This is a genomic window from Microcoleus sp. PH2017_35_SFW_U_B, assembly GCF_020737865.1.
Lineage (GTDB): Bacteria > Cyanobacteriota > Cyanobacteriia > Cyanobacteriales > Microcoleaceae > Microcoleus.
In genome coordinates, this window is record NZ_JAEQDE010000064.1 from 12,570 (window position 1) to 33,459 (window position 20,890).

The following is a 20,890-nucleotide window of genomic DNA, read 5'->3' on the forward strand; positions in this document are numbered from 1 at the left end:
TTTCTTAAATGCGACGCCGATAATTTAACTCAAGGAAAGTAATATGGTAACAAGTTCCGCACTCAGTGTCAATAACCAGATTTCCTTCTAATTGCTGAGTTAACATCCGCACTAATCGCAATCCTAATGTTTCGCTACTTTCCACATCAAAGTCCGCCGGAAATCCGCTGCCGTCGTCTTGAATACTTAAATGAAATTCTGGGAAATTACTTTCATTAAAATTAATACTAATTTCTCCCGATAAACTTTGACCAAAAGCATACTTTAAGGAGTTTGAAACCAGTTCATTAATGATTAAACCGCAAGGAATTGCCGTTTCTATATTTAAATATATGGAATCAACATTGAGATTGAATTTGATAGAAGTGTTACCACAACCAAAAGATTGATACAAATTAGCAATCAAGTTTTCAACGTAAGGGGGGAGGTGGATTCGATCGATATTTTCCGATTGATAAAGTTGCTCGTGAATCAGAGCCATTGAATGGATGCGGGTTTGGCTTTCTTCAAATAAAGCAAGCGTCGGTTCGTCTTCAATGTATTGAGCTTGAAGTTGCAGCAGGCTGGAAACTACCTGCATATTATTTTTGACTCGGTGGTGAATTTCTTTGAGCAATACTTCTTTTTCGCGGAGTGCCGCTTGGATGCGGGCCTCGGTCAATTTGCGATCGCTAATATCTTCGCAAATACCCGCCAGCCGATAAATTTTGCCCGCTTCGTCATAAATGGGAAAAGCTCGATCGCACACCCAGCGAATTGTGCCGTCAGGCAGTACAATCCGATATTCGATACTGGTGAACTCGCCCTGCAACACTTGCGGAAGTCCCTCTTGCAGCAAATGTATATCCTCTGGATGCACCCACTCCATCCATTTTATCGGTTCGGCATACAATTCTTCGCGACTGCGCCCCCAGATTTGTTCGTAAGCTGGGCTCAGATATAATAAATCGGTAAAATCAGCAGAAACTAGCCAGAAGGAATCTTGGATATTTTCTGCAAGCTGGCGGAAGCGTTCTTCACTTTCACGGATCGCTTTTTCTGCCTGTTTTGCTTGGCTGATATCTTCTGCAATCCCAACAACGCGGTAAATTTCACCACCTTGATTTCTAATCGGAAAAGCCCGATCGCGAATCCAGCGAATTTCGCCGTCTGGCCTGACAATGCGATACTCAATCTCGTCTTCAGCTAGAACTTGTTTAGTGAATGTAGCAATCACCCGAGCGCGATCTTCTGGATGGAGTGACTCTGCAAAAAAGCGCCCGCAAGCATACAAATCAGCACTGCTTCTCCCCCAAATTTTTTCGTAACCCGGACTGACATAAATAAATTCTTGGGGGTGAACGCCTACCATCCAAAACACGCTTTCAATATTTTCTGCTAGCTGTCGAAACCTTTCTTCGCTTTCCTTCAGTGCTGCTTCAGCTTTTTTGCGATCGCTAATATCTTCTATGACTGCTACATTGTAAATTGCTCCGCTCAACGGTTCTTGGACGAGGGAAACAGTGATATTTACCCAAATTAAAGAACCATCTTGGCAAACCAAGCGTTTTTCCATGTTGAAACAGTCAATTTCCCGGTCAAACAATCTGTTATTTTTTTCCCTGTCCGGCTCTAGATCTTCACAGTAACTGACATCCATCCAAGTTCCGCACAGCAACTCTTCCGCAGTATATCCCAAAATATTACAGAACTTTTGGTTGACTCGCAAATAGCGACCATTTTTATCGCAATGAGTAATGCCGACTGCTGCTTGTTCGACGGTTGCGCGAAAACGTTCTTCGCTATCTCTAAGGGCAGCTTCTGCTTTTTTGCGATCGCTAATATCGCGCTGCACCCCAAAATACCCGGCAATTCTGCCCTGGGAATCGTTAATGCAAATATAATCTCCTTCCACCCAAATTAGCTCACCATCAAACTTGCGATTGTCATTTTCGATGTGAATTCTGCCAGCATCAAAAAATTGCCTAATAATTTCTCTGTCACCAGCCAAGTTGTGGAACAAGAAAGAGTTAAGCGTCACGCCAATAAACTCTTCCCTAGTAGCTCCGTATTGAGCGATCAAAGCATCATTTGCCTTCGTTACCCGCCCGTTAGAAAATACGTAATCCAAAACTTTTTCTTTGTCAGAGGTATCGTCCCAGTACACTGGTTCGTCCAGCATCATAAAGAAAAAACCATCTAAAGATTGAGAAAAAAACAATTCTAGCTGTTCCTGACTTTCCCGCAAAAATTCTTCGGTACGCCAGCGATCGATAATTTCTTCCCGCAAGTGTTGGTTAGCTATTCTTAAATCTTCAGTACGCTTGTGATATTTTATTTCTAGCTCATTTTTAAGGCGTTGCAGCACGAATTCTGACTGTTTTTTTTCTGTAATATCTTGAGTAACTACCATGCCTGCAAAAATTTCTGCCTGGTCGTTTTTGACTGGAGAAACTGTTGTTGAATAAAATCGATCGCGATATTTATATTCAAAATTATTCTCTTCTCCTGCTAAAGCTGCGCGATATTTGGTCTCAAAAAATTCCAAATCTTCTGGCGGCGATATTTCCGACAAGGTTTTGCCTTCCACCAGTTCTTTGGACAAACCAACTACCGCCAAACCTTGACCGTCAACCAAAATATAGCGCAAATCAGAATCGAACAAAAATACCGATCCATTCGGATAATGCTTGATCAGAGTTCGGTACATTTCCTGGCTTTTTTCAAGAGATGCGATTAACTCAATTCGCTCTAGGGCAACTCGCTTGTGTTCAGTAATATCTATAACAATACCGAGAGTTTGTTTCGGCGAACCGTCAGAGTTTCTCAAGAAAACAATATCTCTGCCCATAAACCAGCGCCATTCACCCCGAGCATTTCTCAGCCTGTACTCGCACTCAAATATTTCGCCCTCCTTGAGTGTTGATATTTTTGCTTGGATTTCCGGGATTTTTAGCAAATCATCGGGGTGCATAATTGTGGGAAAAAGTGCGTCTCCTAACTGTTGAACTTGTTCGGAGGAATAGCCGAGAATTTGGTTAACTTGGTTGTTGGTATAAATATTTCGATTTTCAGTAATATCGTAAATGTACGCAAGGCCTGGAAGTGCTTCGGTTATACTGTGAATAAACTTTTGATTTTCTCGGAGAGCGGCATCTGCCTCAATTCGCTCGGTGATATCTTGGGCAACTCCGACTATTTGTTTTGGCCTGCCGTCAGGAGTGCGAGAAAAAATTGCGTGCCGATCGTGAAACCACCGCAATTCGCCGCTAGGGTGCTGAATTCGGTACTCTGTTTCCAGGATTTCTCCATCTTTAGCTACGGCTATTTCTGTTTCGACATGAACGCTAAGTTTCTCTATATCTTCAGCATAAACTAGCAAAGAAAGGGCATCGTTTCCCATTTCCTGAACTTGTGCCGCCGTGCAACCATAAAACTCGGCGATGTAGCGATTTCCATAGAGATTGCGGTTTTCTATGAGGTCGTAAATGTATAAAACACCGGGGGTAGTATCAGCCACCCTTTGCATAAATTCTTGATTTTGTCGGAAAGAAGCTTCTGTTTGAGTTAGCTCAATGATATCTCTTTTCAGTTGTGCTTCTAATTTGCGCCGCAATTCTATTTCTTCCTGCAAATTCTCTTCGAGTTGCCGAATTTTTTCTTTTTGCTCTGCGACTAGCGCTTCGCAGGTGGTGAGGGCGCGATCGATCTCTGTGGGCTCACTACACATAGTAAGTTCTTAATTTGCAGTTGCGGACTATAGTTGTGTCTAGCCTAACATTAGAAGGATCCAGTCTTGACTGCCAACTAGCACCATTTCACACAAAATTTACAAATATATTAAGTTTTGCCCAGAAAATGCCTGCTGATTGAGATTATTCCCATTTTCTGCCTTCTTCGCTTTGTGAAATTGAAATGTGAAATTGACCGCAGCCAGACAAAAGATTTATTACCTTCTGCTTTGTTACCAGAAAGAATTGGTTGAAAGCCTCTGGGTTTGGCGTAGAAATTAAAAGAAGACGATTCATTACTCCCATCCTCGGACTGACCGGAAGAGGTCGCCCTCAAGCGGTCAACTGTCAACTGTCAACTGTCAACTGTCAACTGTCAACTGTTGAAACATAGCGGCTTTCATTTCGGAACTCCGGCGGTCAAAACTTCATGACTGTCAATTGTCACCAAAACATCATCTTCAATTCTCACACCTATACCGCGCCATTTTTCAGGAACCTCCGGCTGTCCTTCAACGGGTTTAATATAAGGAGAAATATAAATCCCCGGTTCCACCGTCAGAACTTGTCCTGCTTGCAAAAGTTGCGGATTTTCGCCGTACTGATAAACACCGACATCGTGCACGTCCAATCCCAGCCAGTGACCAGTGCGGTGCATATAAAATGGCTTGTATTTCTCCTCTTTAATTATCTCTTCAATGTCGCCCACCAAAAGTTTTAAATCCATTAAACCTTCCACCAAAACGCGCACTGCGGTTTCGTGAATTTTGCTGTAAGGATTTCCCGGATATACTTGACTAATTGCCTGGGTTTGTGCTTGCAAAACTAAGTCGTAAATTATCTGTTGTTCGGCGGTGAATTTGCCGCTGACGGGAAAGGTGCGAGTAATGTCGGCATTGTAGTAGCCGCAAGCACAACCGGCATCTATTAGCAGCAAATCATTTTCCTGCATTTGGCGGTTGTTTTCGATGTAGTGGAGGACGCAGGAATTGTAACCGGATGCAACAATTGAAGGGTAGGCGGGGGTGCCGCCGTTCATGCCGAAAATATGTTCTATTTCTGCTTGAATTTCGTATTCGTATCTGCCTGGTTTGGCAAATTCTCGGGCGCGGTTGTGGGCGGTAACTGAGATATTAGCTGCTTTTCGCATTAATGCTAATTCTGTTTGGCTTTTTACCAGCCGCATCGGGTGTAATATGATGTTGGAATCTTCGATCGCAGTGGGGCCTGTACCGCGTTTGGGGTAAGTTCGCATCAAGCTTTGCCAGTGGTTGAGGACTGTTTGGTCGAAATTGCGATCGCGCCCGAAGTGATAATATATGCGATCGGCTTTTTCTAAATATTTCGGTAGTTTTTCGGCAAGTTCGGCGATCGGAAACGCTTCATCGGCGCCGTACAAGGCTTTGGCGCCTTCAATTCCAGCGCGATAACCGTGCCAAGTTTCTTTTTCCAAGTCTTTTGGCTGCACAAACAAAACAAATTTGTGTTCTTCGTGGTGTGGTGCGAGCACTGCTACCGCCGCAGCTTCGTTGAAACCAGTTAAATAGAAAAAATCGCTATCTTGTCGGTAGGCGTATTCAACATCGTTGTGCATGACGGCTGCGGGCGCGCTGCGAAATATTGCTGTCCCGCTGCCAATTTTTGCCATTAACTGTTCGCGTCTTTGCCGGTATTCGATGGGGTTGGTCATCCGATTTTAGATTTTAGATTTTAGATTTTAGATTGCAGCCTACACAAGTATAGGGTGCGCGGTTAACTAGCCGTAGGGTGCGTCAGGGGGGAGAATTTTTGAGTAGGTACAAAACATATTCAGCCCCCTGACGCACCCTACAATAATTACTATTCATTACTCTAATCTTCTTCCTTCCAGGTAGAGGTCGCTATCCCCGGTCAACTGTCAACTGTCAACTGTCAACTGTCAACTGACAAGTATAGTCAACCATCCGAGACAAAGATGAGTTGCGATCGACTAAAGTCCACCTCGGATCGAAATTTGACCAATTTTCGCCATCTTGGCTAACTCTGACAGTTCTAAACTCTCGCTGCTTGCAGTTAACTTCCATCTGCACCCGCATTTTCTCGTTACTAAACTGCTGAGTTCCTAAAAGAGTTCTGACAGGATAAGAGGGTGCACCGGGAAAATTGGATTTACTTAATTTTACGCTGCTGGGGTCAATGCAAATATCTACAAAACATCTTAATTTTTCGGCGCGGGCGCTCAAAGTATTGAGGGGAATAAAAATTAAAGTAGCTAGAAACAAGCTTAACAAGTTATTGATTTTATGGGTGACAAATTTATTGTTCATCTGGGTTAATTTACGTTAATCTACTGTTGCTATTTTACAAACAAACTCGGCGGTTGAAACCGCTCCTACACAAACAAAACCCGCCTGCGCGGGTTGAATTTCTTCAGTCCGCGGAGGCGGACTTTGTTTGTGCGATCGTAAACTCAGCGAATTCTATTCGCCCTGAATATTTTCCGTGAAGATTAGCTTTTTAAAGCTGAGGAACGTATTGTTCTTTTTCAGGAACAAAAGTGTATTCAGAGACGATTAGGCGCAACTCTTCGCCGTCGATGGTTTCTTTTTCGATTAACAAATCGACTAAACGATCGACTACGGTACGATTGTCGCGAATAATTTGGCGCGCTTCGTCGTAGCAACGATCGACAATCGATCGAACTTGTCCATCAATTCGAGAAGCAATTTCTTCGGAATATTCCGATCGCGCGGTGTAGTCACGGCCGAGGAAAATTTCGCTTTGTTGAGCTTCCAGGGCGATCGGGCCCAAGGTAGACATCCCGTAGCGAGTAACCATTTGGCGGGCCATACCGCTGACTTGCTGCAAGTCGTTGCCGGCACCGGTGGTAACTTCAGCGTCGCCGAAAACTACTTCTTCGGCTGCGCGGCCGCCCAATGCACCGCTAATCCGGGCTAGGATTTGGGATCTCGAAATCAAACCTTGGTCTTCGCTGGGCATAAACCAAGTTAAGCCGCGGGCTTGTCCGCGAGGAACTAAGGTAACTTTTTGGACGGGATCGTGGGCTTGAATGACTGTGCCGACGATCGCGTGGCCGATTTCGTGGTAAGCAATCAAGCGTTTGCTCTTGCTGTCTACCAGCGGTGTACCTTCCATACCTGCGACGACGCGATCGACTGCATCGTCAATTTCCAGCATCGTAATCGCATCTTTGCGCCGTCTTGCTGTCAAAATGGCAGCTTCGTTGAGCAAGTTAGCCAAATCAGCACCGGTAAAACCGGGAGTGCGGCGGGCGATCGCATCCAAAGAAATCTCCTCAGACAGCTTCTTGTTGCGCGCGTGAACTTCAAGAATTTCCAACCTGCCCTTGATATCCGGTGTATCAACGCTAACTTGGCGGTCAAAACGTCCCGGACGTAGCAACGCCGAGTCGAGCACGTCAGGGCGGTTCGTAGCAGCAATGATGATGATGCCTGTATTGCCCTCAAAACCGTCCATTTCGGTCAGCAACTGGTTCAGGGTTTGTTCCCGTTCATCGTTACCGCCACCGATACCGGCGCCGCGCTGGCGGCCCACTGCATCGATTTCATCGATAAAAATTATACAAGGAGCATTTTCTTTAGCTTTCTTGAACAAGTCGCGGACGCGGGATGCGCCAACACCGACAAACATTTCGACAAATTCTGAACCGGAGATGCTGAAGAAAGGGACGGCGGCTTCACCTGCGATCGCTTTTGCCAGCATGGTTTTGCCGGTTCCGGGAGGGCCTACTAGCAGCACGCCTTTCGGAATCTTGGCGCCGACTGCGGTGAAGCGTTCGGGTTTTTTGAGGAAAGTCACGACTTCGGCAAGTTCTTCTTTGGCTTCTTCTACGCCTGCTACGTCGTCGAACAGTACGCCTGTTTTAGCTTCCATTTGAAAGCGTGCTTTGGATTTGCCAAAATTCATGGCTTGGCCTGGGCCCCCCGGCACGTTGCCGCCGCGGCGGAACAGGAAGAACAGCCCTCCTACTAATAAGAGAGGAAATACTAGATTGCCTAACACTCCCCAGATGGCGCCGTCGTTGCGGAGGGGGTGAGTGTCGAAGCTAATTTTGGAATCTCTGAGTCTAGAAACGAGTTCAGGAGCATTTGACGGCAAGTCTACCCGCCACCGCTGCTCGTGATTGTCCAGTTCGGGATCGACGGCTAGGATGATCGCAGTGCGGCCTCCGTCGTATAAATCAACACTGGTCACTCGATCGGCGTTTAAGTAATCTAAGAATCTACCGTAGCTCAGGCGGGTGCTGGCGGTGTTCTTGCTCATTTCTGCCGGGGACGCGGCGAAGGCTCCCTGCCACAGGAAAAAGCCGATGACTAGGGCGGGTAAAGTCCAAAGTAGTATAGTTTGCCAAGAAATTTTCATAAATGCGGGTGCCTTGAATTGGGGATAGATCGGGTAAGCTGGCGGTCTCGGATTAGTGTGACAAAAGTTTACACTCAGAATCTTTACTAAATTTAACTTAACAATGCACGATCGGGCAAGATGCCGGCGATCGTCGCGATCGAGAAAAAGTTAGCTTAGTTACGGTAAGGGCGATCGTCCCGAATATAATGTTTGGTGCTGATTTCAATACCGATCTAGGTAGAGTTAGAAGAATCGCCTCAAAACCCACTGTCTTTAAGCGCGGCAGTGTCCAGGGATAAGGCATGATAATGGTGAGGCTCAGTGAGGTAACACATTTCAATGACAACTAGACAGCTTGTTCCTAATTCGGCTATGCTGACGCAGCAGACTAAGATCGCTTCTCACAAATCGATTATTAGTGCTGATTTGGGTCGTACAGCAACTAAAGCTTGCGTGAGTCGCAACCCAAATGGTGTTGTTTTCATCCCTGCCAACGTGGCTACTATGCCCGTGGAAAAGGTGCGGGGCGGCAGCTTTGAGTCAAAAGCAACAGACCCTCTGTTGGATATGTGGCTGGAGCACCAGGGCAAGGGGTACGCCATCGGCCAACTGGCCGCTGACTTTGGCGCTAATCTCGGTGGGGCTGACCAGTCGAAAGTAGTAGATGCTTTGGTTAAGGTTTTTTCCTGTGCTGGATATTTCCAGATGAAGGGCGAAATGGCAGTAGTGCTGGGTTTGCCTTTTTATTCGCAGGATCAGTTTGAGAAAGAAAAGGAAGAGATTATCAGCCAACTGCGCTCTCCCCACGTTGTGGTATACCGCGGCGAGCGTTTGGAAATTGATATTCGCCACGTTTGGGTGATGCCGGAAGGATTCGGCAGCCTGATTTGGTGCGAAGCTCAAGACAACAAGGAGTTTACGCCGGAGTTGCCGGAACTGTCGGTGGCTGTGGTCGATATCGGACACCAAACTACCGATTTGTTAATGGTCGATCGTTTCCGGTTCGCCCGAGCGGCTTCTAAGAGCGATTCCTTCGCCATGAACAAATTCTACGAACAAGTTGCCTCAAAAATTCCGGGGGCAGACCCTCAATCCCTGTCTTTATTGGAAGGGGTGAACAAACCCGAAGGGCAGCGTTTCTACCGTCCTAGAGGAGCGACTAAGCCGACTAATTTAGATCCGATTATTAAGGATTTGCGGGAGGCTTTCGCTAACGAACTGTCCGAACGTTTGGTACAGTGGTTGCCGGAACGGGTGACGGACGTAGTTCTGACTGGCGGTGGCGGCGAATTTTTCTGGGAGGTACTCCAACCTTTGCTGAAAGACGCCAATCTTAAGGCTCACTTGGCTCAGCCTTCTCGGAAAGCTAATGCTTTGGGACAGTTTATTTATGCTGAGGCTCAGCTAGCCACGATAAAGTAACGCATTAAGGCTTGAACCCTATGGCACTGTGGGCAAAAAATAAGGCGAATTTCTCGGTGGCGTTTACGGAAGATGCTGCCGATCAAACTTTGCTGGCGGCTATTGAAAAAGAGTTGGCTTTTACGAAGTATCAGACTTTCAGCAATCTCTGCAAGCAAGCTTTGTGGCAGTTTTTGTCTGTATCTGAGTCTGCTAGCTCTACAGATAGCTCTGAGCGGTTGGAACAGGGTATTGCTGAACTTGCGGTCAGATTTGCTGAGTTTGAGCGCAATGTTTCTGCTGAGGAATTAAGCCGTTTGCAAGGACTGGAACATCACCTGAGTCAATTGGGCGCGCAGTTGGATCAGTTGCAGGGGAGTGTTGACAGTAAGTTTGCTCAAGTTTCTTTTGCCCAAGTTTCAAAAGTAGTAGAGCCTGATCCGATCGAGTCTGAGTCTGTAGCGAATGATACAGTTTCTGATGCTGAGGTTCCTCCTCGTCGGGAGTCCGATCCTTTATTGGAGCGTTTAAGTTCTTTGTTACCGCAAGATTTCTAGAATGAGGTAGAGCAAGGCTAAAAAGCCTTGAGATGTGATGTTAGTGGCCCGCTGTTGGCAGCAGGTACTGAATAAATAAACAAAGCGATCGCTCTTTTGAAAAAAAGGGCGATCGCTTTGTTATTAGTTATTGGTTATTAGTTATTAGTTATTAGTTATTGGTTATTAGTTATTGGTTATTTGTTATTTGCTGTTGGTTATTTGTTATTTGCTGTTGGTTGTTGGTTGTTGGTTGTTGGTTGTTGGTTGTTGGTTATTGGTTATTGGTTATTTGCTGTTGGTTATTGGTTATTGGTTATTTGTTATTTGTTATTTGTTATTTGCTGTTGGTTATTTGTTATTTGTTATTGTTATTTGTTATTAGTGCGAGCGTCCCCGCTCGCGTATTGTACAATACGCGAGCGGGGACGCTCGCACTATACATAAATGCAAAACTGAGATGCTCACATTCCCAATTCCCAATTCCCAATTCCCAATTCCCAATTCCCAATTCCCAATGCCCAATTCCCAATTCCCAATGCCCAATTCCCAATTCCCAATTCCCAATTCCCAATTCCCAATGCCCAATTCCCAATGCCCAATTCCCAATTCCCAATTCCCAATTCCCAATTCCCAATGCCCAATTCCCAATGCCCAATTCCCAATGCCCAATTCCCAATTCCCAATTCCCAATTCCCAATTCCCAATTCCCAATTCCCAATTCCCAATTCCCTCGAAATTATTCAATCAATCCTAATTTTTGCAAGCGCGAACGAATGGCAACAGGTTGTCGCTGAAATTTCTGAGCTAATTCACTAACTTCTTGGCAGTTTGCATATTCTTTCTGTAAATTCTCATCTTCCTCGCGACTCCACTTTACGTAAGCCCTGGGATATTTCTGGCGAATTTTCTCATTCTGGGTTTTAGATCGATCGGCATTTTTGGACTCAGCATTCACACCAGAACCTAACGGTTGGTTAATTTCCCCGCCGCGACTAGCTACAGCCTCCTCCACGCGGCTGGGAATCACAGCAATTTCTTGAGCAAGCTGAGCCAAAGCATTATCTACTTGTTGCTGAAGTTCTGTTAGCTGTCGCTGCTGCAAATTTCCCCATTGCGGCAGTTCGTTGATAAACTCCTGCAAGTCCAGAATGATTGTTGTCAAAGTTTCGACTTGTTGCAACTCAGGCCGTTGTTTGAATTGGCGGCTGGTGATTTCGATCTCGCTTTGAATCATTTTAATAGTTTTTTCTAAAATTATGATCCGCTGGCGCAGGTTCTCAATTGCTGAAATTATAGAGTGGGAATTTTCTGCCTGGCCAACATTGAGATTTTCGCGAGATGTTTGGGCAAGAGCTGTATCTAAAGAACTTACAGCAAGTTGTAATTGCTCGATCGCCCGATCGCTCGTAGTGGCTTGTTGGTTTACGCGATCGAACACTGCCGCGGTACTTGTTTTAACTTGCCCGCGAAACTTCTGGCGGTTCACAAAATTAAAAAAGAGCGAAATTACTACAGGAACTTCGACATAAATGCTCTGCTGCAAAACCAAACTAGCAGCCAATCCTACAGCCGAGGCAGCAAGAAAGATTAATTCAGCAGTTTCTAACAAATTGCTCGATTTGGGATTTTGAATTTTGGTTGATGAATTAGGTGATGACATAGATTAATTGGGAATTGGGAATTGGGAATTGGGAATTGGGAATTGGGAATTGGGAATTGGGAATTGGGAATTGGGAATTGGGAATTGGGCATTGGGCATTGGGAATTGGGAGGCTGTACATCACGGAATTTAAAATTACTATGGGTTTTTAATTTATGCGAATCTAATTAAATATATTATAATTGCAAAATTAGTCGAGCTAAAGTGAAATAAATTAAGACTCCGAGGACATCAACTGCGGTGGTAATAAAAGGAGCAGACATTAAAGCGGGGTCTAAACCCAAAGAACGAAAGAGAAACGGCAGAGCTGAACCGGCAATAGAAGCTAAAATTGCGATCGCCAGCAAACTCACCCCCACCGCGATTGCCACGGCTAAATTCCCTTGCAGAGTGTAAGCCCACCCCGTCGCTACCGTCCCCAATATAGCGCCTAGGAGCGCTCCCGCCATCCCCTCACGCACAATTACTTGAAAGGGGCCCATGGCTGTAATTTCATCAGTATTCAAACCGCGAATTACCACAGTTGAGGACTGGGCTCCGACATTGCCTCCAGTGCCAGTCAGCAGCGGAATAAAGGCTGCTAGGGCGACTACTTGGTGCAAAATATCTTCTTGAGCTCTAATAATTGCTCCGGTGACAGTGTTGGTCAACAGCAGAACAAACAGCCATACGACCCTTTTGCGGGCGACGGTGATTAAATCGGTCTGAAAATAATTGTCGCCGCCGGACTGGACGCCACCCAAGGTATAAATATCTTTGGCAGCTTCTTGTTCTAAAATGTCGATCGCGTCGTCAACTGTAATGATCCCCACCAGACGCTGTTCGCGGTCTACAACGGGCACAGCTAAAAAATCGTAACGCTGGATCAACCTAGCTACTTCTTCTCGATCCGTTCCCGTTTGCACAGAAACTACCTCGCGGGTCATAATTTCGCCGACAGTTTTGTCGAGGGGAGAAGTGACTAAATCCCGCAAGGATAAAATGCCACTCAACCTTCGCGCCGCATCAGTGACGTAAAGAGAATAAATGGTTTCGGTAGTTTTAGCTAAAGAGCGAATTCTGTCTAAAGCTTGAGCAACGGTAAAGCTTTCTTTGAGAGAAATGTATTCTGGGGTCATAATCCGACCGGCGCTACTGGCTTCGTAACCCAAGAGTTGGGCCGTAGCTTCGCGTTCCGTTGGGCTCAATTCACCTAAGAGGCGGCGGACTAAGATGGCCGGCAGTTCGTCAAATAGTTTAGCTCGATCGTCCGGGGACATTTTGTCTACAATATCGATGACTTCTTGGCGTTTGAATTTTTCGCACAGAGACTGCTGAACGCTGGAGTCGAGATATTCGTAAACTGCGATCGCTTCGTCTTTAGAAAGCAACCGGAAAGCTATTACTTGCATGGTTTCCGGCAGGCCTTCGATAGCTTCAGCGATGTCTGCTTCCTGCACCGGCTGCAAAATCGCTTTTGCTCCTTGAAAGTCTCCTTGTTCCAACAAAGCCTTTAACTGCGATCGAACTAATTCCCGCAGTTCTTTTCGCGCGTAGGTGGGTAGAGAAGACGATTGATAATTGTTTTCTGTCACTGATGACCCTCCTCATGCAATTTTAGATTTTAGATTTTAGATTTTAGATTTGGGATTTGGGATTAAAGAATTGCGAATGACTTACTGAGTCAGCAGATTTGAACTTGACCTACAGTTGCATTTTTGTGGTAACTGGTATCAACCTGTGCTGCACGCCTTCCTGAATCCAGTTTATAGCCTATTGACACCACTGGTTGCAGTTATTATGATTTACACGGGCAGCGCGAGCAACCGAATTTTTTGGCAGATGCGGCAGCACCAAAACCAAGCTGTATTGTCGAAACCGAATTTCTTGGTATGATGTTTTCGAGCTAGTGCAACAGAGTGTGAGTTCGGGAGAGTGCGATCGATTACCGATTATTAATTACCAATTACCAATTACCAATTACCAATTACCAATTACCTCATCGCCTTTGAGAATGGGTATACTGTCAACCCTTCGGCTTCGCTCACGGCAAGCTGTCAACTGCCAACTGTCAACTATCAACTGCCAACTGCCAACTATCAACTGTCAACTGTCAACTGCCAACTGTCAACTATCAACTGTCAACCGACTTAAACCAATAACTGGTATTTTTCTTGTGCCAAACGGTAAAGTGGGCGCCACACCAAACGGTTAGTCAATACAACCAACAGCGACATCACAGAAGTAGCCGCTAACAGTAAAGGAAAATTACCCGATGCCGTTGCTTCAGAAATGGTCTCGCCCAAACCGCTCGTTCTAATTATTTCACCTTTAAACTGCACGTATTCGCTGACAATACTCGCATTCCAAGCTCCGCCAACCGCCGTAATAATTCCTGTGATTAAATAAGGGAATATTCCCGGCAAAATTAAAGTTTTCCAGCGTTGAATTAGGGAAAGTTTGTAAACTTGCGCGGCTTCAAATAACTCCGAAGGTATGGCTTGAGCGCCCGCAATCACATTAAACAGCAAATACCACATTGTACCCAACATCATCAGCGCTACAGAACCAATTTGCAACCCGCCTCCAGCGTGAATTAGAGCTAGTAGCAATACGGGAAATAAAGCCGTTGCTGGTACAGAAGCGGCTATTTGCACTAAAGGCTGCAAAATCTGAGCTAAACGCGGATTTCGACCGATCGCCACTCCGACAGGTACAGTCCACAACAGCGATAAAAATAGCGCGCAAATGACTCGCAAAGCCGTAAAAAATGCACCTCCCACGACTTTTTGCCAATCAGATACACTCAGGAACCTCAGCAGCAGTAAGGCTTCCCAGGTTCCCCAAAGGACGATCGCAGCAAACCCGCTGACAAACAGCCAATTGATCCAATTGCCGAGGCGGCTTTGTGCGCGAGGACTGGTTGGTAAATGAGCAGGTGCAAAACCTCTTGCCGCATAGCGATCGAAACTGTCACCTACGGGCGATATGCGCGACTTCAACACCCGCAGCGTCGCCGATCGCCTTAAAAAATCCAACACCTTGGACTGCGGTACATTGGTCGCTTCTACGGCTTGATATTTAAACTTTTCCACCCAAGCAATCAAAGGCTGCCAGATGAAAAAATCTATGGCTACAATCACACCAATTAATACTGCTAAACCCCAGCCGATCGCCCCAAAATTGCCTTCATTAGCTGCCTTGCCCAAATAGGAACCGAGTCCGGGCAGATGAAAGTTTTTAGCACCCAAGGTAAAAGATTCGATCGCAATCAAAAAGAACCAGCCACCAGCCACTGACATGACGCTGTTCCACACCAGCCCGATCGCACCAGCGGGCAATTCTAACGTCCAAAATTGTTGCCAAGCATTCAGCCGATAAACTTGAGCAGCTTCCTTGAGTTCTTGCGGAATGCCGGATAGGGACTGATAGAAACTAAAGGTCATATTCCAAGTCATTCCAGTGAATATTAAGATAATCGATGCGAGTTCTACGCCGATTCTTTGACCGGGAAATAATGTAACTAGCGCTAAAACTACTCCGGGCAAGAAGGACAAAACCGGAATTGATTGCAAAATATCTAGTAAGGGAATTAAAATTTTTGCTGCGAGAGGAAAGCGGTAAGCTGAATAAGCATAAACTAAGGTAAATAGCAAGGATAAAAAATAGGCTGCTGTCATGCGTAAAAGAGTCTGGGCTGTATACCCTGGCAATACATTGAGGGTGGTCTCAATTTTAAAGTTTGGGTTGTAGTCGCTGCTAAATTGAGAAGCTGTTTGGACTATTACTAGAATTAGAGAGAAGATTGCTAGAATTAGCAAGCCGTCTTGCCAAGTCCAAGTCGATCTTTCTAATGTTTTATTGGCGGGTGTTAGGGGTCTTGTCATAATAATTAGTTATTGGTAATTGGTAATTGGTAATTGGTAATTGGTAATTGGGCATTGGGAATTGGGAATTGGGAATTGGGAATTGGGAATTGGGAATTGGGAATTGGGAATTGGGGATTGGGCATTGGGAATTGGTCAGTTACTATTGTTATTAGTTATTAATTATTAGTTGTTAGTTGTTGATTCTAATGACTAATAACCAGTAACCAGTAACCAGTAACCAGTAGTCAGTAACCAGTAACCAGTAACCAGTAACCAGTAACCAATGACTACTGACTACTGACTACTCATTTTTAGGTTCTTCGGATTCTAGAAATATTTCACCCCCTGGTTCGTCGTAGCTGTACAACTCTGCATAACGACCCCAGTCAATCGCAGTTTTTAATTGTCGCATTGCTTCTTGGGGGCTAAAGTGGGCTTCGAGAATGTCCAAAATCAACTCTTCAGAAATGCGGTGATTTCGCTTAGACTGAAGCATTCGAGAAATTTGCTGTACTGCACGAATGTTGCTGAGAATTTGGGTACGAACAATTTGTTTGCGCTGGTCAATTCCGCCGGCAATGAATTGAATTCCAACTGGTGTTAACAGGAGGTCGCCTTCTTGAATTACTAGGAATTCCATTAATTTGGCGGCTTCGACGATCGGCAAAATGTCGTCTACCTCTAACATTAATTCTTGACCGAGGCGGTAGAGGTCTTTTTCCTTGCGATCTTCGAGGAGTTCTAACAAACCTGCGATCGCACCTGTGCGTACTTGCGGCAGAGATTGGTATTTAGTGCTGGGGGCGGGTTGAGTCTGAGATACAGCAGTAGCGGTACTTTGAGTTGGTGCAGCCACTGTTTCGCAGCTTAACTCTGGATTCGTCAGAATTTTGTACACTTGGTCTACGAGGGCTTGGAATTCTGGAGTTTTGCGATCGCGGTAGTGCGGCAAAGTCACGGTTAGTTCGGCGCGAATTCGCCCGGGATTGCGGCCGAGGACTACAATGCGATCGGCTAAAATGACCGCTTCCTCAATCCCGTGAGTTACGATTAATACAGCTTGAGTCGGAATCTTTTTTTCTAGCCACAAATCTAATAACTCAAACCGCAAGTTTTCTGCGGTCAACACATCTAAGGCTGAAAACGGTTCATCCATGCACAGCAATTCCGGTTCTACCGCCAAAGCCCTAGCAAATCCCACTCGCTGCCGCATTCCGCCGGACAGTTCTTTCGGATAAGCATTTTCAAATCCGTCTAAACCGATAATATCAATCATTCGCAAGGCTTTTTGGCGGCGCGGTTCTGGCAAGTCTCCTTTAGCTTTTAATCCTAATTCTACATTTTCTAGTACCGTCAGCCAGGGATAAAGGGCAAAGTTTTGAAAGACAATCGCTATCCCAGGATTTAAGCCGACTAAGGGACGATTGTGATAGAGAACTTCACCATCGCTGGGGGGGATTAGTCCAGCAATCATCCGCATTAATGTAGATTTGCCAGATCCGGAAGGGCCTAGTAAAGCTACTATTTCGCCCGATCGCAGTTCTAAATTTATTGGCTCTAAAATAGATATTTGTTGACCGTTGGGCTGCTGGTAAGCCTTGCTGACACCTTTTAAGGTAATGAGGCACTCTGTTGCTATTTTAACTACCACAACTAAACTCCCTCGCTTGTTATTTAACTTTAGTTATTAGTCATTAGTTATTAGTCATTGGTCATTGGTCATTGGTCATTGGTCATTGGTCATTAGCCATTAGCCATTAGCCATTAGCCATTGGTCATTGGTCATTGGTCATTGGTCACAAACTTTTACAAACTGAAAACTGATATTTGTCCGCAGACACGAGTTTGCCTCCGTTGGTCTTAACATTGATTCTTGGGTTTCCATACGTATACCTCATAAACTCATTTTTAGCAATACCTGCTGACGGGAATGCTTCATTCAGTTGACAGTTGACAGTTGACAGTTGACAGTTGACAGCACTTGACAAAGGAAGGAAGAGGATTGGAGTAATGAATCCTCTTCTTTTAATTTATCGCGATCGGGCTTGGGGCTTTAAACCAATGCTTTCTGGTAAAATCTGCAAGATATCAATTAAAGCGGAATTGAGGAGCGATCGCCAAAACCTGGTCGAGCTGAAAAAAATTAATTTTTAGATTAATTTTAAAATTAATTGCTACAAGTGCTGATTTCATATAAATTATTTTTCATTAGACGAGCCGCAAGCCGGACACGGCATTGCAGTTTCCCTACAGATGCTCGATTAGTATTTTATCTATTTGCCAATTCGTGCTAAAATGCTGCCTAACTGAACGGCAATTACTCCTAGTATGGCACTGCCAGCCCAGTAAAAAGTGGCAAAGCTGTAAAAGCGATCGCGCAACAAGACATTTGTCTCTAAACCGTAAGTCGAAAAAGTAGTATAAGCCCCCAAAAATCCCGTTGCTATCATTAACCGCACCTCCGACGGAACCGTCGGCACCCGTTCAAAAATCAGGGTGATAAAAAATCCCATAGCCAAGCAACCGGTGATGTTGATAAAAAAAGTTCCGTAGGGAAAAGCCGTTCCGAAACGGTTGGCAAACCACAAGGTGATATAATACCGGCTCAATGCGCCGACAATGGCACCGAAACTAATTGCGATCGGGTGGCGGAGATTCGGGTCTTGCAGCATCAAAGGATTTTAGATTTTAGATTCAGCGGACTCATCTAAACTATTGTATGATTAAAAGGGCGATCGCCATTTAAAAAATTATAGAGAGTATGTATGCAAATTGTGCTGGCTGCCGTAGACGATAACTTAGTTAGAGCGTGGGAAAGCACTTGTGGCAATATCGAGAATGTCAAGATACATCGCGGTTCAATCTTTGATGTGAAATGCGATGCGATTGTGAGTCCAGCGAATAGTTTTGGCTTCATGGACGGCGGCTTAAATTTAGAGATTGCTGAATATTTTGGAAGTCACGTTCCAGAACGCCTGCAAAAACTAATTCAGACTCGCCATCACGGCGAACTATTAGTAGGATTAGCCGAAGTTGTCGATACCGATCATGACGAAATTCCCTATTTAATTGCTGCCCCAACCATGCGGGTTCCGACAATTTTAACAGAGACAGTCAATGTTTATCTAGCAACCAGGGCTATTTTAACTCTCGTAAAATTTGGCACGGTTCCAGACGGAACGCCGGTCAAACATATCATTGAAACGATCGCGATTCCCGGCATGGGTACGGGCACAGGTAAAGTGCCACCCGATATCTGCGCGCATCAGATGCAAGTCGCGATCGCAGATATCCTCCTATCTCAATACCAATTTCCTAAATCTTGGCTGGACGCTCAAAAATCTCACCACTTGTTATATGCTGGCGATGCCGGACAGTTGCCGCTGGAAACTTGAAAGGCCCAAATCTCAAATTTCTACAGTGTTTAGCAACCGGGTTTCTTGGTAGTCTGTATTTTGAGGTGGAGCGATTTATCAGAAATTAAAGGGGTGCATCAGGTTTTTGAAGAGGGCGATCGCATGACCGCATATAAGTTATTAGTTATAATCTCATATTTACTGCGGTCATGCGATCGCCCCTACACACATATTTGCAAAACCCAGATGCACTCAACTAAAAACTAAAGTACGCTAAACCGTACCTGCAAGTTGGCGGTATCCTACACGCGAGCTCAACTTGGGTAGATAGAATGTAAGAGAACAGAGTCAAAAAAACCCGAATAATCAAAAATTATCTGTGATGTCACCAAATACTGCGATCGCAACCCGGTTGTTGGTAGGCGGCGGCGAAATTCCATGCAAACAACTATTGAAGGTCGATCGAGATTATTGCTTAATTTACCAGAAAGAATTGGTTTAAAGCCGGAACCCCGATCGGGAGAAATTAAAATCAGACTATTCATTACTCCAATCCTCTTGCTTCTAGGTAGAGGTCGCTCTAATCTGTCAACTGTCAACTGTCAACTGTCAACTGAATGAGTGCTTTCAGGGAGAGTCCCGAAATGAATCAAATTAAAACTGCTGCTTTGTTAGGCTTGTTAAGTGCGCTGTTAATTACCGTTAGCTATTGGGTAATCGGCGGTTCGGGCGGTGCAATTATCGGCATTGGTTTGGCCGCAGCCATGAACTTAGGTTCGTGGTTTTACTCGGATAAAATCGCTTTGGCGGCTTACGGGGCTGTGCCGGTAACTGCTAGCCAAGCGCCGGGACTTTATACAATGGTGGAAAGGCTGGCCCAGCGCGCTAATTTACCGATGCCGGGAGTTTACCAGAAAATTGGGTCTAAAGCCCCGTCCTAAAAGGACGGATTTAATTATCTAAATTTCTTGTTCAAGATGGTATAATAGAGTAATACTACAGGTAGAATAACCGCCGATACACATGAGACACTAAGCTCAAACGACAGGTCGGGAAATAATAATGGTTAGTGGGTGGCGAACACCACGAAAAACATAGCTAGGGTAACTAACGTAACCCAGACCAGAAAACTAAAATCTTGAATATTAAACGTACCGTGGGACACACGGGAACAAGAGAGGAAACTCTCTATCGCTTGGGGAGATAAGCCCTCTGGGATTGTTCTTTCTTAGGCTCAAAACACAGGTTCTATCGAACGGGTTTTTGGTTTAAGTATTGCCGAAAGGATGGACAATTTTAAGGTATGTCTGTGAACCAAGAACGCGCCCTGACTGCCGGGGAGTGTCAAATTATTCCCACTGCGTCTGCTAACGCTTTTGCTACCGGGCGCGATCCCGAACACGCGGCGGTTGCGGTGACAGAAGGGATTATGAGTATGCTTTCAGAGGACGAACTCGAAGGAGTTATTGCCCACGAACTTACTCACATTAACAACCGCGATACGCTGACGCAAGCGGTGGCGGCTACGGTGGCGGGGGCGATTTCGTGGTTGGCGCAAATGGCGAGTTACAGTATGTGGTTTGGGGGTAGGGACGATCGCAACAGCCCGAATCCTGTAGGGTTGCTGCTGACAATTATCCTCGCACCGGTGGCTGCTTCGGTGATTCAGCTAGCCATTTCGCGCACGCGGGAGTTTTCGGCGGATGCGGGGGCTGCCCGGTTAACGGGCAATCCAAGGGCTTTGGCGAGGGCTTTGCAGCGGTTGGAAAGTGGGGCGCGGCAAATGCCTTTAGATGGTAATCCAGCTTTTGCGCCGCTGTTGATTGTGAATTCGTCTGCTGGTGATTGGTTTAGAAGTCTGTTTTCGACTCATCCAACTACCGAATCGCGGATTGAAAATTTGATGAAGCTGGAACAAGAATTGACTGGTTCTTATTAATAAGTGTTAGAATGAATTGTGGCGCTACAAATCGAAAGTTTTAACAGCCAGCATGAGTTCTGGTGCTATGGT

General features: G+C 45.4%; 19 protein-coding genes. 7 read left to right on the forward strand and 12 right to left on the reverse strand.

The features are described from left to right. Positions 1-4: 4 nt before the first annotated feature. The 5 genes from JGK36_RS18330 to ftsH2 all read right to left on the reverse strand — a co-directional run bounded on the left by JGK36_RS18330 (position 5) and on the right by ftsH2 (position 8,093). On the reverse strand, positions 5-3,709 hold the full coding sequence (locus JGK36_RS18330) for a PAS domain S-box protein (RefSeq protein WP_293197715.1): 3,705 nt from the start codon (positions 3,707-3,709) through the stop codon (positions 5-7). 145 nt (positions 3,710-3,854) lie between these two features. Continuing rightward, positions 3,855-4,007, reverse strand: a complete 153-nt coding sequence (locus JGK36_RS18335) for a hypothetical protein (protein ID WP_293177515.1) — start codon at positions 4,005-4,007, stop codon at positions 3,855-3,857. A 103-nt stretch (positions 4,008-4,110) separates the two neighbouring features. Next, entirely contained in the window at positions 4,111-5,400 is a 1,290-nt protein-coding gene (locus JGK36_RS18340) for an aminopeptidase P N-terminal domain-containing protein (RefSeq protein WP_293177513.1), read from the reverse strand. A gap of 214 nt (positions 5,401-5,614) precedes the next feature. Next, positions 5,615-6,016 (reverse strand): hypothetical protein, encoded by a 402-nt coding sequence (locus JGK36_RS18345; RefSeq protein ID WP_293177511.1) that lies wholly within the window; start codon positions 6,014-6,016, stop codon positions 5,615-5,617. Between the two features lie 190 nt (positions 6,017-6,206). Beyond that, a complete protein-coding gene (gene ftsH2, locus JGK36_RS18350; protein ID WP_293177509.1) occupies positions 6,207-8,093 on the reverse strand; it encodes an ATP-dependent zinc metalloprotease FtsH2 in 1,887 nt (628 codons plus the stop codon). Positions 8,094-8,414: 321 nt separating this feature from the next. Between ftsH2 and JGK36_RS18355 the strand changes: the two genes are divergently transcribed. Beyond that, the gene (locus JGK36_RS18355) at positions 8,415-9,497 is read left to right on the forward strand and encodes a ParM/StbA family protein (protein ID WP_293155295.1); all 1,083 of its coding nucleotides are present in this window, start codon (positions 8,415-8,417) and stop codon (positions 9,495-9,497) included. A gap of 20 nt (positions 9,498-9,517) precedes the next feature. Further along, positions 9,518-10,033: a hypothetical protein gene (locus JGK36_RS18360; protein ID WP_293197718.1), complete on the forward strand. Its 516-nt coding sequence runs from the start codon at positions 9,518-9,520 to the stop codon at positions 10,031-10,033. A 443-nt stretch (positions 10,034-10,476) separates the two neighbouring features. Here the strand turns inward: JGK36_RS18360 and JGK36_RS18365 are convergent, their stop codons facing one another. Beyond that, positions 10,477-10,740: a hypothetical protein gene (locus tag JGK36_RS18365; RefSeq protein ID WP_293197720.1), complete on the reverse strand. Its 264-nt coding sequence runs from the start codon at positions 10,738-10,740 to the stop codon at positions 10,477-10,479. Between the two features lie 11 nt (positions 10,741-10,751). Next, the gene (locus JGK36_RS18370) at positions 10,752-11,675 is read right to left on the reverse strand and encodes a hypothetical protein (protein WP_293197722.1); all 924 of its coding nucleotides are present in this window, start codon (positions 11,673-11,675) and stop codon (positions 10,752-10,754) included. Positions 11,676-11,682: 7 nt separating this feature from the next. On the opposite strand from JGK36_RS18370, the gene JGK36_RS18375 reads away from it, so the two are divergent. Then, on the forward strand, positions 11,683-11,808 hold the full coding sequence (locus JGK36_RS18375; protein ID WP_293177499.1) for a hypothetical protein: 126 nt from the start codon (positions 11,683-11,685) through the stop codon (positions 11,806-11,808). 43 nt (positions 11,809-11,851) lie between these two features. Here JGK36_RS18375 and mgtE read toward each other — a convergent pair whose 3' ends face one another. Continuing rightward, positions 11,852-13,249 (reverse strand): magnesium transporter, encoded by a 1,398-nt coding sequence (mgtE, locus tag JGK36_RS18380; RefSeq protein WP_293155286.1) that lies wholly within the window; start codon positions 13,247-13,249, stop codon positions 11,852-11,854. Positions 13,250-13,804: 555 nt separating this feature from the next. After that, on the reverse strand, positions 13,805-15,541 hold the full coding sequence (locus JGK36_RS18385) for an ABC transporter permease subunit (RefSeq protein ID WP_293177497.1): 1,737 nt from the start codon (positions 15,539-15,541) through the stop codon (positions 13,805-13,807). A gap of 33 nt (positions 15,542-15,574) precedes the next feature. Here JGK36_RS18385 and JGK36_RS18390 point away from each other — a divergent pair, with 33 nt between their 5' ends. Beyond that, positions 15,575-15,703 carry a hypothetical protein gene (locus JGK36_RS18390; protein ID WP_293197725.1) on the forward strand — a complete coding sequence of 43 codons (129 nt, stop codon included), beginning with the start codon at positions 15,575-15,577 and terminating at the stop codon, positions 15,701-15,703. Between the two features lie 121 nt (positions 15,704-15,824). Here JGK36_RS18390 and JGK36_RS18395 read toward each other — a convergent pair whose 3' ends face one another. After that, on the reverse strand, positions 15,825-17,174 hold the full coding sequence (locus tag JGK36_RS18395) for a nitrate/sulfonate/bicarbonate ABC transporter ATP-binding protein (protein ID WP_293177493.1): 1,350 nt from the start codon (positions 17,172-17,174) through the stop codon (positions 15,825-15,827). Positions 17,175-17,796: 622 nt separating this feature from the next. Next, a complete protein-coding gene (crcB, locus tag JGK36_RS18400) occupies positions 17,797-18,195 on the reverse strand; it encodes a fluoride efflux transporter CrcB (RefSeq protein WP_293177489.1) in 399 nt (132 codons plus the stop codon). 93 nt (positions 18,196-18,288) lie between these two features. On the opposite strand from crcB, the gene JGK36_RS18405 reads away from it, so the two are divergent. Further along, positions 18,289-18,918, forward strand: coding sequence for a macro domain-containing protein (locus JGK36_RS18405; RefSeq protein WP_293177487.1), 630 nt, complete (start codon positions 18,289-18,291; stop codon positions 18,916-18,918). Positions 18,919-19,193: 275 nt separating this feature from the next. Here the strand turns inward: JGK36_RS18405 and JGK36_RS18410 are convergent, their stop codons facing one another. Further along, positions 19,194-19,424 (reverse strand): hypothetical protein, encoded by a 231-nt coding sequence (locus JGK36_RS18410; protein ID WP_293197728.1) that lies wholly within the window; start codon positions 19,422-19,424, stop codon positions 19,194-19,196. 99 nt (positions 19,425-19,523) lie between these two features. Here JGK36_RS18410 and JGK36_RS18415 point away from each other — a divergent pair, with 99 nt between their 5' ends. Both JGK36_RS18415 and JGK36_RS18420 read left to right on the forward strand, forming a co-directional pair. After that, the gene (locus tag JGK36_RS18415) at positions 19,524-19,820 is read left to right on the forward strand and encodes a hypothetical protein (RefSeq protein WP_293197730.1); all 297 of its coding nucleotides are present in this window, start codon (positions 19,524-19,526) and stop codon (positions 19,818-19,820) included. Positions 19,821-20,182: 362 nt separating this feature from the next. Further along, the gene (locus JGK36_RS18420; protein WP_367120251.1) at positions 20,183-20,818 is read left to right on the forward strand and encodes a M48 family metalloprotease; all 636 of its coding nucleotides are present in this window, start codon (positions 20,183-20,185) and stop codon (positions 20,816-20,818) included. Positions 20,819-20,890 lie beyond the last annotated feature (72 nt).